This is a genomic window from Syntrophus aciditrophicus SB, from assembly GCF_000013405.1.
GTDB lineage: Bacteria > Desulfobacterota > Syntrophia > Syntrophales > Syntrophaceae > Syntrophus > Syntrophus aciditrophicus.
This window is the reverse complement of sequence record NC_007759.1, coordinates 504,104-516,634: the sequence shown is the minus strand read 5'-3', so window position 1 is coordinate 516,634 and position 12,531 is coordinate 504,104. Positions and strand designations below refer to the sequence as shown.

Annotated in this window: 14 protein-coding genes; 2 read left to right on the top strand and 12 right to left on the bottom strand. The window is 47.2% G+C overall.

The features are described 5' to 3' along the window. Positions 1–455 precede the first annotated feature (455 nt). From SYN_RS02405 to SYN_RS02380, 6 genes are all read right to left on the bottom strand, one after another. Positions 456–1,934, bottom strand: coding sequence for a phospholipase D-like domain-containing protein (locus SYN_RS02405; protein WP_011416418.1), 1,479 nt, complete (start codon positions 1,932–1,934; stop codon positions 456–458). A gap of 37 nt (positions 1,935–1,971) precedes the next feature. After that, a complete protein-coding gene (locus SYN_RS16185; protein ID WP_011416417.1) occupies positions 1,972–2,208 on the bottom strand; it encodes a hypothetical protein in 237 nt (78 codons plus the stop codon). Between the two features lie 43 nt (positions 2,209–2,251). Further along, a complete protein-coding gene (locus SYN_RS02395; protein ID WP_011416416.1) occupies positions 2,252–2,482 on the bottom strand; it encodes a hypothetical protein in 231 nt (76 codons plus the stop codon). A 113-nt stretch (positions 2,483–2,595) separates the two neighbouring features. Beyond that, on the bottom strand, positions 2,596–2,916 hold the full coding sequence (locus tag SYN_RS02390) for a hypothetical protein (RefSeq protein ID WP_202943582.1): 321 nt from the start codon (positions 2,914–2,916) through the stop codon (positions 2,596–2,598). Positions 2,917–3,276: 360 nt separating this feature from the next. Next, positions 3,277–4,083, bottom strand: coding sequence for a dienelactone hydrolase family protein (locus SYN_RS02385; RefSeq protein ID WP_041584640.1), 807 nt, complete (start codon positions 4,081–4,083; stop codon positions 3,277–3,279). A gap of 576 nt (positions 4,084–4,659) precedes the next feature. Next, entirely contained in the window at positions 4,660–5,364 is a 705-nt protein-coding gene (locus SYN_RS02380; RefSeq protein WP_041584639.1) for a DUF2231 domain-containing protein, read from the bottom strand. A 304-nt stretch (positions 5,365–5,668) separates the two neighbouring features. Here SYN_RS02380 and SYN_RS02375 point away from each other — a divergent pair, with 304 nt between their 5' ends. Continuing rightward, complete coding sequence (locus SYN_RS02375; RefSeq protein ID WP_011416412.1) at positions 5,669–6,145, top strand: hypothetical protein; 477 nt, start codon at positions 5,669–5,671, stop codon at positions 6,143–6,145. Beyond that, positions 6,142–6,450, top strand: a complete 309-nt coding sequence (locus tag SYN_RS02370; protein WP_011416411.1) for a hypothetical protein — start codon at positions 6,142–6,144, stop codon at positions 6,448–6,450. The genes SYN_RS02375 and SYN_RS02370 overlap by 4 nt, the downstream gene beginning before the upstream one ends. A 204-nt stretch (positions 6,451–6,654) precedes the next feature. On the opposite strand, the gene SYN_RS02365 is transcribed toward SYN_RS02370, so the two are convergent. From SYN_RS02365 to SYN_RS02340, 6 genes are all read right to left on the bottom strand, one after another. Beyond that, positions 6,655–7,062 (bottom strand): hypothetical protein, encoded by a 408-nt coding sequence (locus tag SYN_RS02365; RefSeq protein WP_011416410.1) that lies wholly within the window; start codon positions 7,060–7,062, stop codon positions 6,655–6,657. A gap of 84 nt (positions 7,063–7,146) precedes the next feature. Further along, the gene (locus SYN_RS02360; protein WP_011416409.1) at positions 7,147–9,576 is read right to left on the bottom strand and encodes a heavy metal translocating P-type ATPase; all 2,430 of its coding nucleotides are present in this window, start codon (positions 9,574–9,576) and stop codon (positions 7,147–7,149) included. Between the two features lie 336 nt (positions 9,577–9,912). Further along, positions 9,913–10,221 (bottom strand): YciI family protein, encoded by a 309-nt coding sequence (locus tag SYN_RS02355; RefSeq protein ID WP_011416408.1) that lies wholly within the window; start codon positions 10,219–10,221, stop codon positions 9,913–9,915. 85 nt (positions 10,222–10,306) lie between these two features. After that, entirely contained in the window at positions 10,307–10,663 is a 357-nt protein-coding gene (locus SYN_RS02350) for a diacylglycerol kinase (RefSeq protein WP_011416407.1), read from the bottom strand. Then, positions 10,660–11,343 carry a phosphatase PAP2 family protein gene (locus SYN_RS02345; RefSeq protein ID WP_049750024.1) on the bottom strand — a complete coding sequence of 228 codons (684 nt, stop codon included), beginning with the start codon at positions 11,341–11,343 and terminating at the stop codon, positions 10,660–10,662. The genes SYN_RS02350 and SYN_RS02345 overlap by 4 nt, the downstream gene beginning before the upstream one ends. Before the next feature lie 91 nt (positions 11,344–11,434). Continuing rightward, the gene (locus tag SYN_RS02340) at positions 11,435–12,106 is read right to left on the bottom strand and encodes a GNAT family N-acetyltransferase (RefSeq protein ID WP_011416405.1); all 672 of its coding nucleotides are present in this window, start codon (positions 12,104–12,106) and stop codon (positions 11,435–11,437) included. Positions 12,107–12,531 lie beyond the last annotated feature (425 nt).

Genomic DNA, 12,531 nt, shown 5'->3' with positions numbered 1-12,531 from the left:
AGAGTCAAACTCCAAAAAACAAAGCTGAATAAGCTTCTATTGTTCAAATTCGAGAGATAATTCGGAGGACGTGTAAACGGTCGTCTGATGGGAAAAAACGTCTTAGAAACTTTTTAAATGCTGATTCAGCGACACTTGCTATATAAGAATCAGCAATCTGAACCTGAATAGAAAGAATTTTTAATCCTCGGCCCAACTAGCAGGGGGGGGGGTATGGGTGCCTTGATGGAGGGTGCGTTAACTCACTGCCTTGCCGCAATTATTCATCTGTTTTGACCTATACATAACTTGACAGACACCGTCAACACAAGACAAGATTCGTCATGATTTCAGGAAGTAATGACCAGAGGCCGTCTTTACAAATGCTGTCAAGTAAACTCTGCCTAACAATCCGGGAGGTATCTGACCATCTTTTTTCACGAACTGTCAACTCAAGTCCGTCCTCTTACAGTTCATCACAGTTTTCTGCTTGTATCCGATGCTTTTGTTTGCTTGCCTTTGAGATGCAACTTATAGCTTCTGTAAAGCAGAGCGACACCAAACCAAACGAAAATAATTAACACTGGGTACGCAAGCCCACGCGGGAAGTATGCAAAGAGGCTGGCTAATACCAGTAAGCAAGTTCCAACAACTGTCATCAAGCGCGCCTCAAAGGGCTCCAAGACGCGCCGATCGGTGAATGCTGCGCCGATAACGTTACTCACACGAATCGTTCCGGCTGCTGCTCTTCCGACACTCCCACCGCCTCTTTTCATTGCCTTGTGCGTCAAGTGCGGCTCACCCGGCGCGCACACCTTCAGTTTTGCGTCCAGGACGATTTCTGTCGCATTCGTTAAATCCTGAAGGTACATCTCTTCCATCTCCTGCACGAAAGATTCGTCTTCGACCACAGCGTCCAATTCGCAATTGCCGAACCAACTGGCAACGTTCAGATTCGTCGATCCGACACGTGCCCAGCCTTCGTCGGCTATTGCCGTTTTCGCATGCAGCATCGTGCCGTTCCACTCAAAGATCCTAACTCCCGCCTCCAGGAGCGGGCGATAACCTGCCCTGGCTAAAAGTCTCAAAATAGGGATGTCTGTTCCGTTCGGCACAAGCAGGCGCACGTCAACTCCGTCCTTCGATGCCGCTCTCAGCGCCTGCACGTAGGCGCTCGTCCCCGCGTAGTAAGCATCCGTTAACCACAGCCTCTTTCTGGCGAGCGCGACGATGAGTTGGTCTAAGCGGAACATGCCGGCCGTCGTCGGCATACTCGCCACAACGCGCATACTCATATCGCCGGCCCGACAAAGCGCTTCTCTTTTGACTATTTCATGTTCAGGGATCGGCTCACCCATCAAAGCCCAGACTTGCGCAAATGCTTGCTCGACGTCTGCGACGGCAATCCCACGCACTTCGACTCCGGTGTCACGCCACGGCTCGATACCCTTTTCAGGGATGCCTTCCCACATCTGCCCGATGCACAAGCCTGTTATGAAGCCTATTTTTCCATCAATTGCGAGCATCTTGCGGTGATCGCGTGAGAGCCAACCGAGCGGGCTGTCAAGACGCGGCGGATTGTAACAACGAACCTCGACCCCTCCCAGATATAAGCGGTCCCAGAACCGCTGAGAAGTTTTGCCGAATCCACCCATCCAATCGTAGATTAGCCGCACGCGTACGCCTTCCTTGGCTTTTGCAATCAGAGCGTCAGCGAACAAATGTCCTGTATCGTCTTCACGAATGATATAGTTCTCTATGTGGATGTGATGTTTCGCGCCGCCGATGGCATTAAGCCACGCCGGATAATTCTCACTCGCGTCTTTGAGCAGTCGAACATGATTTCCTTCGACGAGAGGAGCACCGGCAGCGCGTGAGAAGGCTTGGTTAGCGAGGACGCGCATCTCTGCCAGGATATCCTGCTCACGGTTGTCGACTTGTATAGTGCCTCTCATTGCCTCATCCGTAAAAATGTAATCGGTCTTTAAAACCCTATAGGCCGAAGGTTTCCGTGAATTTTTGTCTCTGCCTTGCTATCGCTTTCTGTCCCTGCTCAAGTGCTGCCATAATCTCTTTTTTGGCTTTGTCCGACAGATCTACTCCCTGATCTGCCACACCAGCGGTTCTTTTCCTTAAATCATTGACTAATACGTTTACATCATCAATGGTGTCCTCAATTAAATCAGCTGCGCAATTTTTTGTACGACGTGCTGCCCTTTTATTACGCATTCAGTTAAATAGGATATAAGGACCAGTCTTCCCCTGAAACTATTTACTGCTTAGGTACCAATTCTTCGACAACTGGTTCCAATTGAGTCATGATTTCATGAAATATTGCTGGAGGAACATCGAGGCCCAATTCTTTGAAATGTTGTTCGCCTTGAGTCTTGATTTCCTTAAATGTTGCCAGAGGATCATCCGATACCAAACATGTTTCTAAAACCGCATGAAACGCCTGTATCAAAATCTTCTTTTGTGCCTTCTTCATTTGCCTTTTATTCATTTGTTTCTCCTTTGCGTCTTGTGTTCTTATAGGGTTATGGGGCGATAGTTCTCAGAATTGCTGATTATGGTTAGAAAGAGAGAAACGTTTGAGCAAACCGGTGTTGCGTGGCTTCATCCAGCATCATCCGGTGGAATGATGGGGTGGTCATCCCGCTTGACACCTGAGATCTTGTCTCTGTGGCTCATCCACGCCAGTCCGAGAAACAGAATGAGCCATACTAAGGTTCGGAAGGTCATCGCGCAAATACTTTGAATAGCAACCGCACTTCCCACAGCATACAAGTAGCCGATTGTCCCCAGGACGAGGAAATTGAGAACGAAGATCGTGGCAGCCGCATACTTGCCGTGGTCGAGGCTCCGCCACATGATGATGCCTGCCGCAACATACGCTATTCCCATTGCTGCATTGTAGATCAGAAGTGGCCGAAACACGATGTATCCCGGATCAGCGCCAACAAGGACACGAGTGCCTGCGATAATCGTTGCAAGGCCGAATAAAACCGCTGCGAATGCCAAGATGTCTTGACTGATTCTCTCATAGTGCAATCGATTCAACTCTGTCTCCAATAACATACTCAGGGACACTGATTTCCCATTTGGTTTCATTGATTCCTTGGCCTGATTACCGTCAGGCAATAGAAGATGTGACTATGACCATTCTAGAATTGAGGGGAAGATGACCCATTGTAATTGGCTTCAGGCCTTGTACCATAATGATTGCTATTTCCGGTATGAGAGGGGGATCAGATAAGCCTTATTCAGCTTTGGCGGAGAGGCTCACTCTTTCACCGGCTACTTTGTGAATATCACCTTCAGGAACTGCCTCATGTCCGCCCAGGACTCCTTATCCGCCTTGGCGTTATAGGCAAGGGGCATCTTGAACTTCTTGCCGATCTCTGTGGCTTCGGGGTTCGTGAAGCTGTGTACTGCACCGCGGTAGTTCACGAACTTGAAGTTCACCTTCTGCTCGGCCATCTCTTTCTTGATCGCCTCGATCTGTTCGGGCGTGGAAAACTTGTCGTCAGCTCCGTTATAAACACGCACTGCTGCCTTGATAGGCGTTGGCTGGTCGGGCTTTACTACCGCCAGACTGCCGTGGAAGCTTGCAACACCCTTCAGGTCCACGCCCTGGCGCGCCATGTTCAGAACGACGCCTCCTCCGAAGCAGTAGCCAATGGCTGCGATCCGGTCAGGGTCCACGGTCGGCTGCTTCTTCAGGAACTCCAATGCTGCCAGGAACCGTTCCTTGGCTACGGGAAAGTTCTTCATCACCTCGGAAGCGAACCTGCCGGCATCATCTGGATGCTGTGCGGTCCGGCCTTCGCCGTACATATCGAGCGCCAAGACCGTATAGCCAAGCCGCGCCAGCATGCGGACTCGTTTGCGGACGTAGGTGTTCTGTCCCCACCACTCATGGACGACGAGCACACCCGGATGTTTTCCTTGGACCTTTCCGTCATAGGCCAGGTACCCTTTCATCGTTATGCCGCCAGCCGTGTATTCAACGTTCCGGCCAATGATCTTATGCGCAGCGACGGCAGTGTTGGCGATCGTAAGCACGCCCGCGATAATAAGAGATATAACCATGATGCGCTTCATGGCATGGCCCTCCTTCGAGATTTTCTTAATAAAAACCTTCTCTTTCGTGTATTGGAGACATTGATATTTTGACAATTATTTTTTATTTTATATCATAATTATTGAAAATCTTGAATGAACTATTACCAATTGAAAAGATGGATCTCTGTCAGAATTGCTGGATGCTATGTTACAAGGAAGAAGTTTTCGGAAATGACAAAGACAATCTTGATAAACGGTTTTGAAACATCAATTTGCTCGCCTCTAAGTTGACACCTTTCTTTCCGTAATCTTCTGCTTGCCAATTTCGTTTCCACGGTCTGATCGGCTTTGATTAAAGGACAGACATGAAGATTTCATTAGTTAATGCAGAGGCGATTTTGCGAGGAGATTTCAACTGATGATGAAAAATGGATGGCCAGTGTCGCACAATAAACATGCCGGTAAATACATTTCGTTATGCCACATTGGCCCTTGCATCTACAAAGGATGCACTCTGAGCAATAAAAAAAGCATCTATTACCATTCGAAATATGGACGATAAGGCGGGGAATTTTCTGACCCTTATTTATAGACAGGCTGAACAGATCTGTTCTGTCAACGTCTCTCAGGAAATGTAATGCGGCCGCCAAAATAGCCAAGTGCGACAACATTCAGGGCCGTACATATTACCAGCACATGATAAAGTGCATGAATCGGCCCTGTAGGATATGACTCGGTAAAAAAGTATTGGTATCCAAATAAACAAAGGACGCCCAGCATGGAAAATGGAAGAAGAATAGACAAGAGGATCTTTGCCTTGAATTCAAATGAATTTTTACGACGGTAATTGTAACGCCAGCTGAGATAACCTGTCAGGATTGTAAAAGGCATTACCGTTGTTGCTACAACCAGATTGAAGAAACTAGCCAGCTCCATGATCCGTAAGTCAAATAAGATACTGACAATTGAAAACAGCGCAGCAGTGACAGAGAGTGCGATAGGGAAATGCGAGGATACGGGATGGGGATGTTTGGAAAGCAATAGGTTAACCCACGCAGGAGGATGTTCAATTGATGGCAAAGGACTGGCGACTATCTTTCCTACCAACTGAGCTTTGGACAGGGCATCTATACCATGCGGAGAATTTTCCATGTCTTTTGTGAGATCCGTTCCGGCCACGTGTCTGCCCATATGAAGCCCATTCTTCCATAGCTTACTTTCTGGAGATACTTCGTATACATTGCCTCCGTAAGCAAAAAGAATAGGCCGTCCGTTTTTTCCATCGCCCAGTTTAAGTTCTTCGGCAGTATAGAGTGTCATCAGTCCTTTCCTTGCTGTCGTCAATTGATGGAACCTGACCAGGAACTCACCCTTGCATGAAAAACGGCCTCACTTTCAGTCCCAACTTCCCGTTGCAAAATGGGGCCGCTTCCTTTGATTCTCTGAAAGAAAATTTATCATATTACTCCAAATTTCTGCAGCCATTATAGAGCCAATTCTACCAAATCTATAAAAAAGAAAAGTTACTTGATTAGAAAATTTACCAGGATTATTATAAAAACGTGTTTTGATCAGTTTCCCAAGCTAATAATAGATGCAGTCAATTCCTTAAAGGGAGGGCGCTATGTCACTATTTGGAGTCCAGGTTTCTGTCATGGTTCACGTCCTTTTCGGCGTTTTGGGGATTCTCCTGGCGGTGGCACTTTTTGTCTACGTCCTGAATGTGAATGAAAAAAATATCCCCACAATTCGAGGGCTGAGCCTCTGTTTGGCTTTGTCCTTGGTCGTTTCTTATGTTATCGGAGGATGGTGGTATGTTGTTCACTATGCCCATGATAAGGCCATCATCCTTGATGGACCATGGGAATGGGCACATTCATTTTTCATGGAGTGGAAGGAACATTTCTTCTTCTCTCTGCTCGTTCTGAGTATTCTTCTGCCTGTCATTACCTATCGAAACAATCTCTTAATCCCTGAAAACCGGAGACTTACTCTCATTGTCACTTCACTGATCGTTCTCATTGGCCTTGCCATGGAAGGCGCGGGAGCGGTCATCAGCAGAGGGGTTCTTATGGGCTGCATGGGGGAGGTAGGGCCATGAAAAATACATTGGATAGGGCAACAATCGGGTTTGTTCTTTCTGCCGGCTTTGTAAATGTTCTCAATGCCTTCCTGGTGATTTTTAAGGAACTGACACCTTCATTCAAGAAAACCATGGCTGATGCCACGGGCCACCATTGGATAACCCATGGAATGATCATACTTGGACTTTTTGTCATATTGGGCTTTGTCTTCTCAGGAATAATCAAGCCAGACTGTCGGGTTGCTGAGAAGCTGTCCCAGATGATTCTCTTGTCTGTTGTCATTGGGGGCGGCCTGATCACTGTGTTTTACCTACTTCATTGAAGGCCGCTCGCCATTAACCTCTGTGTCCATTGTGCATTGAAACAGGATGTCAGTTTGAACGAATTGAAGGTGATCAGCTGAGGAAGCAATGTTCCTATTTGGCCAAGACGATCATTGATTAAAAAGTGTGAAAATGGCAGGGCTGCATATAGACCCTACCATGAGTATGACATGCTATCGTGATCTACTATGTGCGACAGGCTTCTAGTAAGCAGATCTTATCCACCCCGTGTTCTTATCCACGAGAATCTTGTCGACCAGCGAATTGTCCTTGGTCCTGATCTCTACTTCAAACGCAGTACCAACATTTTTCACTGCACCAGTTTTTAGGTTTGGATTTTGCATAGCTTCAAGGTATCTCGCCACAATGGATACGGCCTCTTTTTCATCAATCGGTTTCTGAGGCTGTCGATATTCACCCATATACGAACCACAGTGGGGGCAGTACCAACCACCACCGGGACCATAACCGCCCATCATGCCAGGCCCCATGCCATAGCCATAACCGGGTCTTCCACCGTATCCATAACCACCTTGGCTTTGTCCCGCATCTGGGTAAAATGCCACTCCAAGAGCCAGTACAAACGCGAAAACAACAAAAATCTTTTTCATGTTCGTCTCCTTTCTTTATTTAATGGATACAATTCGTCAACAAGAAGATATGTCGACATTACAAGCGAATCAGGACGTCGTGAACTAAAGCTTTGCTCCTCGTAATCGAAGTGCATTTCCTATGACGGAGACTGAGCTGAAGCTCATTGCAGCAGCCGCGATCATTGGTGATAACAGTATCCCGAAGAATGGATATAACACTCCCGCAGCAATGGGAATGCCGATGGTGTTATAAATAAAGGCAAAAAATAAGTTCTGCCTGATATTACGCATGGTGGCTCGGCTTAACCTTCTGGCTCTGACGATGCCCCGCAGGTCGCCTTTAATCAAAGTGATCCCTGCACTTTCTATTGCCACATCTGTACCTGTGCCCATGGCGATACCGACTTGGGCCTGTGCTAGCGCAGGGGCATCGTTAATACCATCACCTGCCATCGCAACGATACAACCATCTGCTTGCAACTCCTTAATTAGTTCGGCTTTCTGTTCAGGCAATACTTCGGCATGCACCTGGTCGATCCCCAATTTACCTGCAACGGCTTTCGCTGTGGTAAGACTGTCACCGGTAAGCATCACTATCTTGATACCGTCGGCATGCAAATCGCGAATGGCTTCTGTTGTTGAGTCTTTGATGGGATCAGCAACGCCAATTAAACCTGCTGCTTTTCCATTAATAGCAATCAACATAACCGTGTTTCCTTCGACGCGTTGCCTGTCCGCTTGGTGCAATAAGTCTCCCGCTCTGATACCTGAACTTTCCAGCAGCTTTGCGTTGCCGGCCACAACTGTATGTCCATCAACTTCGCCTGTAACGCCCTTTCCAGTAATCGACTGAAAGTTATTGGCCTTAACCAGCGTAACCCCCCTCTCTTCCGCTCCATGTACGATTGCTTCCGCCAAGGAATGTTCGCTGGCGCGTTCGAGGCTTGCAGCCATACGCAATATTTCGTCTTCGTTAAACCCTGCTTCCGCCTGCACCAAGACCAACTTTGGTTTTCCTTCGGTCAGCGTACCAGTCTTGTCCACAACCAGAGTGTCGACTTTTTCCATGATCTCCAATGCTTCAGCATTTTTTATTAAAACTCCGGCAAGCGCGCCACGCCCAGTTCCCACCATGATAGAAATTGGGGTAGCAAGCCCCAGTGCGCATGGGCAAGCGATGATAAGGACAGCAACAGCATTAACAATGGAATGTGCCAGGCGCGGTTCCGGACCCCACACCCACCAGGCGATAAATGCAACCACGGCGACACCAACCACAGCTGGTACAAAATAACCTGCCACGATATCTGCTAATTTTTGAATGGGTGCTCGAGAACGCTGTGCTTCGGCCACCATATCAACAATTTGTGCAAGCAATGTATCGGAACCGACTTTTTCAGCCCGCATTAATAAGCTGCCCGTCCCATTTACCGTCGCGCCGATGAGTTTCTCACCGGCTAACTTTGCCACCGGGATCGGTTCTCCGGTGACCATGGATTCGTCCACGTTACTTTCACCATCGATGACCGTACCATCCACTGGTATTTTTTCGCCGGGACGCACACGCAAGGTATCTCCAGGCTGTACATGCTCCAGCGGGACATCTTCTTCTGTTCCATCATTTCGAACAATGCGTGCCGTATTTGGAGCGAGTCCGAGTAACATCTGAATGGCCGCATTGGTTCGCGAGCGTGCACGTAATTCAAGTACTTGCCCCAGAAGCACCAGGGTCGTGATTACTGCCGCAGCTTCAAAGTAAACGGGAACCAATCCACTTTCCATCTGCATGATAAGCGGGAAAATCTGTGGAAATAACAAGGCCACTACACTATATATCCAGGCAACCGAAACACCCAGTGCAATCAAGGTAAACATATTAAGATTCCAGGTCTGGACGGATTGCCAGCCACGAACAAAAAATGGCCATCCCCCCCATAATACAACAGGTGAGGCTAACGCAAATTCAATCCATTGGACTGCTTGCATCGAAAGCCAATTTGGCAACCAGGCAGGCATCATATCAGCAACCATGGCCAGGAAAAACACAGGCAGTGCCAATATGGTGCAGACCCAAAAGCGACGACTCATGTAGATGAGTTCTTCATTTTTTTCTTCAACTCTGAATTTAACCGGTTCCAGTGCCATGCCGCACTTGGGACAGTTGCCGGGATGATCTTGTACTACTTCAGGGTGCATGGGACAGGTGTAAACCGTTTTGGTCGCTGCTGCCTGTACTTCCACTGGCTCCAGTGCCATCCCACACTTGGGACAATTGCCAGGTCCCTGCTGCTTTATTTCAGGATGCATGGGGCATGTGCAGGTAATTAACTTGTTGTATTTTTCAGGAGATGGGGAGATTTCTTTATTGAGATATTGTTCTGGATGTTCTTTAAATTTACGCAAGCAATGTTCACTGCAGAAATAATAATGTTTTTCTTTATAATCGTAATAGTATTCAGAGTCACTTGATACCACCATGCTACAGACAGGATCTACGTGCCGATCTTCTTCTGCTTTTGAGTCAGCATTCATATCTACACTCCCTTGTAGGTGGCTAACATTTTTATTTGGGCCGGAATAAAACCCCTGTGACCTTATCGAGTCATAGTCAAAAACCCCTTCATTTCACAAGAAACGGGCATTTTTTAGTTAAACTAAAATTCCCTCCATCATGCTTGCACAGTGCAGCATTTTCTAATCTTCCTTCCAATGGCATGTATATACTATAATGATTTGCATTTGATATAATTGATGTTGATTCTGCATTTTGTTGAACGGTGGCGGTTTGGTAAATACGAGAGCAGGCCATTGTAAGCGTTGTTACAGCTGGATGAATATAAAACACAGCCAGAAGGATTTCATATTGAATTATAATTGCTTCTGGCCATACTGCTCCCACTTGATGGTATGCCAGGGGTGGACGGCGACCGTCATGATCCCTGAAATGACACATGGATCATGTTCGGCGATCGCACGGGCTTCCTCTATGCCGCCTTCCAATTCAAGCAGAGTGGCTCCTCCGCTGCTGTCCAGGAAGGGACCGCCCATTTTTGCTTTGCCTTCCTGATGGAGTTTCCAAACATAGTTGCCGTGAGACTCCAGATGCTGTTCGAAGATTGAGAGGCCGGGAATCCAGGCAGGGCCGGGTGAATAAAGAACCAGAAATACTTTGTTCAAGATTTTATACCTCCATAATTCTAAGAAATGGTTTTAATATTCCACCGTCGTTAACACTCTTGCCAGATCACAAATGCCGCCATTTTCATATACCTATCCAGTTAAGAATGAAGACCAAACCGACTATGATGCCGATCAGGCTGGCAACGAGAACAGCTCCGGCAGCGATGTCTTTTGCCGCACCAATCCCGGAATGCTCTTCGGGACACAACTGATCGGCCAACGTTTCAAAAGCAGTGTTAAGAAGTTCCGTTACCAGAACAAAACCCACCGTTAACGCTATTATTGTCCACCAAATGATTCCCGGCTGCGTTACATAAAGGACAATCAGAACTGCCGCAGCAGCCACCAGATGAGTGCGAAAGCTCTTCTCCCGCCGCGCCGCCATCTTCAGACCGCACAGGGCAAAACCCACTCGCTTGTAAAATGATTGTCCTTTCAAACCCGGCTCCCCGATTTGACCTTGTAGAATTCAGCAATGATCCACCAACCGAGCGCCCATGATGCACCTGCAAACCAACCAGCCAGCACGTCAGTTGGCCAATGTACGCCTAGATAAACACGGCTGGCACCGATAATTACGGTCAGCGCCAGCATGACGGTCATGACATACACTTTGAGCTTGCGTATCGGCATTACCTGCGCCATCAAGGCTCCCAGCGTCAGATATACCAAAGCAGCAATCATTGCATGTCCGCTGGGAAAACTAGCCGAAATTACATAGTCTCCATGCTGAAAAAGCTCTGGTCGGGGCCGGTTGAAAACCGCCTTGAGCAAGAATGTTGCTAGCCCCCCGCTCGTGGAGGCCAACAGTAAAAACATCGCAATCATGCGCCTGCCGGTAAGAAGAAGAAAGAGGGTAACAACTGCTACGATAATGCCCAGCACTGTAATGCTGCCCAGCGCTGAGACGTCACGTGCCACTGCCTGCAGCCATATTGGCCCAAGCACATTGTCTGGGCCACTGGACGTGTGCAGACTTAGTAAAATGGAGCGATCAAACACTCCTGCTTCACCTTCCCAAACCTCTTCAGCCACTTCTATAAAAACCCATAAAGTAAATGCAAGAGACGCGGCGACTACGAGAATTCTGGTCTTCAGTCTATTTCGCAGAGAATTCAAGTTGATTCCTCCGATCAAAAATCCCGTCTCGCCCTTGGGAGCCAATCAACAATAAAAAACCCGCTCTCTTTTCTGAGCTACTGGAGCCTGATCAATGCAACCATCCATTATCTGCTCTGGATTCAAAGATTAGTTTTGTACCTGAGTCTTGAATCACATATTCATTCAAGGCTCTACCTTCGGGCGTAAAGAAACATCGAGTAAGTTCAAATCCGAGTCTCTGATAAAAACGATTAGCACGTTCATTCGCGTCCCGACCCGTAGTCAGGCATATTGCCGGGACACCGAATGCAGAAAATTCCCGATAAAGCGCGGCAAACAATTGCCTTCCAATCCCTTGACCTTCCGCCTCAGGCCGAACGGCAATAGACATTAAACAAGCATCTGCGGCAGCATCGCGAACATCGGCAGGTTTCTGCAATGCCATCAATAATTTGGGGGCAATATGCGGTTTTTTAACAACCGGCCATGCAGACGCAAAAGCGAATTTCCATTTGTGCTTTTCGATCAACCGCCTGTAGAAACCGCTTTGCTGCGCCACACCGGCTACAAAACCTTGAATCTGCCCATTACATGAAGCGACCAGCACATAGCCAATTGGATCGCTCTGAATGCTTTTATAAAGCAGGGAAAGAAAATCATTCCCGAGAAAAGTCAGGAAAAATCCGGGAAAACTTGCGAGATGAACTCTAACAACTTCGGCAACATCGCCCGGCTGCATAGGCTGGATAATGATATTTGGAGGAGGATCTAAAAAGTCCATATAAAAGTCCTTTTAATCTCTCCCGGTTTGACCTGATGCAATAGGTTTATTTTTCCACACTGTCTCATTTTATCACTAGATGATCACGCGGCATAAAGCAATCAGGAGAGGGATGATTTTTTGATACTAAAATTCTTACATTGGATAATTATAGTCTTAGATGGATAAGAGGTAGGATTAATCCGGATATTGATTAACAGATAACGATCGTAATCTACTATGTAATTGAAATAATAGAAGTTAACTCTGTCAGGAATACATTTTCGGAAATGACAAAGACAATCTTTGTAAACGGTTTACAGCCATCACTTTTCCCGCCTCCAAGGCGACACTTTTTCCCGGAAACTGTATAATTAATCATCTGTTTGCCATTGTCGTTTTCACGGTCTAATCGGCTTTAATTAAATAACCGACATGGAGATATC

Excerpts from the sequence above, each read along its gene's own strand:
- SYN_RS02405 (WP_011416418.1), bottom strand. The coding sequence starts at position 1,934 with ATGAGAGGCACTATACAAGTCGACAACCGTGAGCAGGATATCCTGGCA.
- SYN_RS16185 (WP_011416417.1), bottom strand. The coding sequence starts at position 2,208 with ATGCGTAATAAAAGGGCAGCACGTCGTACAAAAAATTGCGCAGCTGAT.
- SYN_RS02395 (WP_011416416.1), bottom strand. The coding sequence starts at position 2,482 with ATGAATAAAAGGCAAATGAAGAAGGCACAAAAGAAGATTTTGATACAG.
- SYN_RS02385 (WP_041584640.1), bottom strand. The coding sequence starts at position 4,083 with ATGAAGCGCATCATGGTTATATCTCTTATTATCGCGGGCGTGCTTACG.
- SYN_RS02380 (WP_041584639.1), bottom strand. The coding sequence starts at position 5,364 with ATGACACTCTATACTGCCGAAGAACTTAAACTGGGCGATGGAAAAAAC.
- SYN_RS02375 (WP_011416412.1), top strand. The coding sequence starts at position 5,669 with ATGTCACTATTTGGAGTCCAGGTTTCTGTCATGGTTCACGTCCTTTTC.
- SYN_RS02370 (WP_011416411.1), top strand. The coding sequence starts at position 6,142 with ATGAAAAATACATTGGATAGGGCAACAATCGGGTTTGTTCTTTCTGCC.
- SYN_RS02365 (WP_011416410.1), bottom strand. The coding sequence starts at position 7,062 with ATGAAAAAGATTTTTGTTGTTTTCGCGTTTGTACTGGCTCTTGGAGTG.
- SYN_RS02360 (WP_011416409.1), bottom strand. The coding sequence starts at position 9,576 with ATGAATGCTGACTCAAAAGCAGAAGAAGATCGGCACGTAGATCCTGTC.
- SYN_RS02340 (WP_011416405.1), bottom strand. The coding sequence starts at position 12,106 with ATGGACTTTTTAGATCCTCCTCCAAATATCATTATCCAGCCTATGCAG.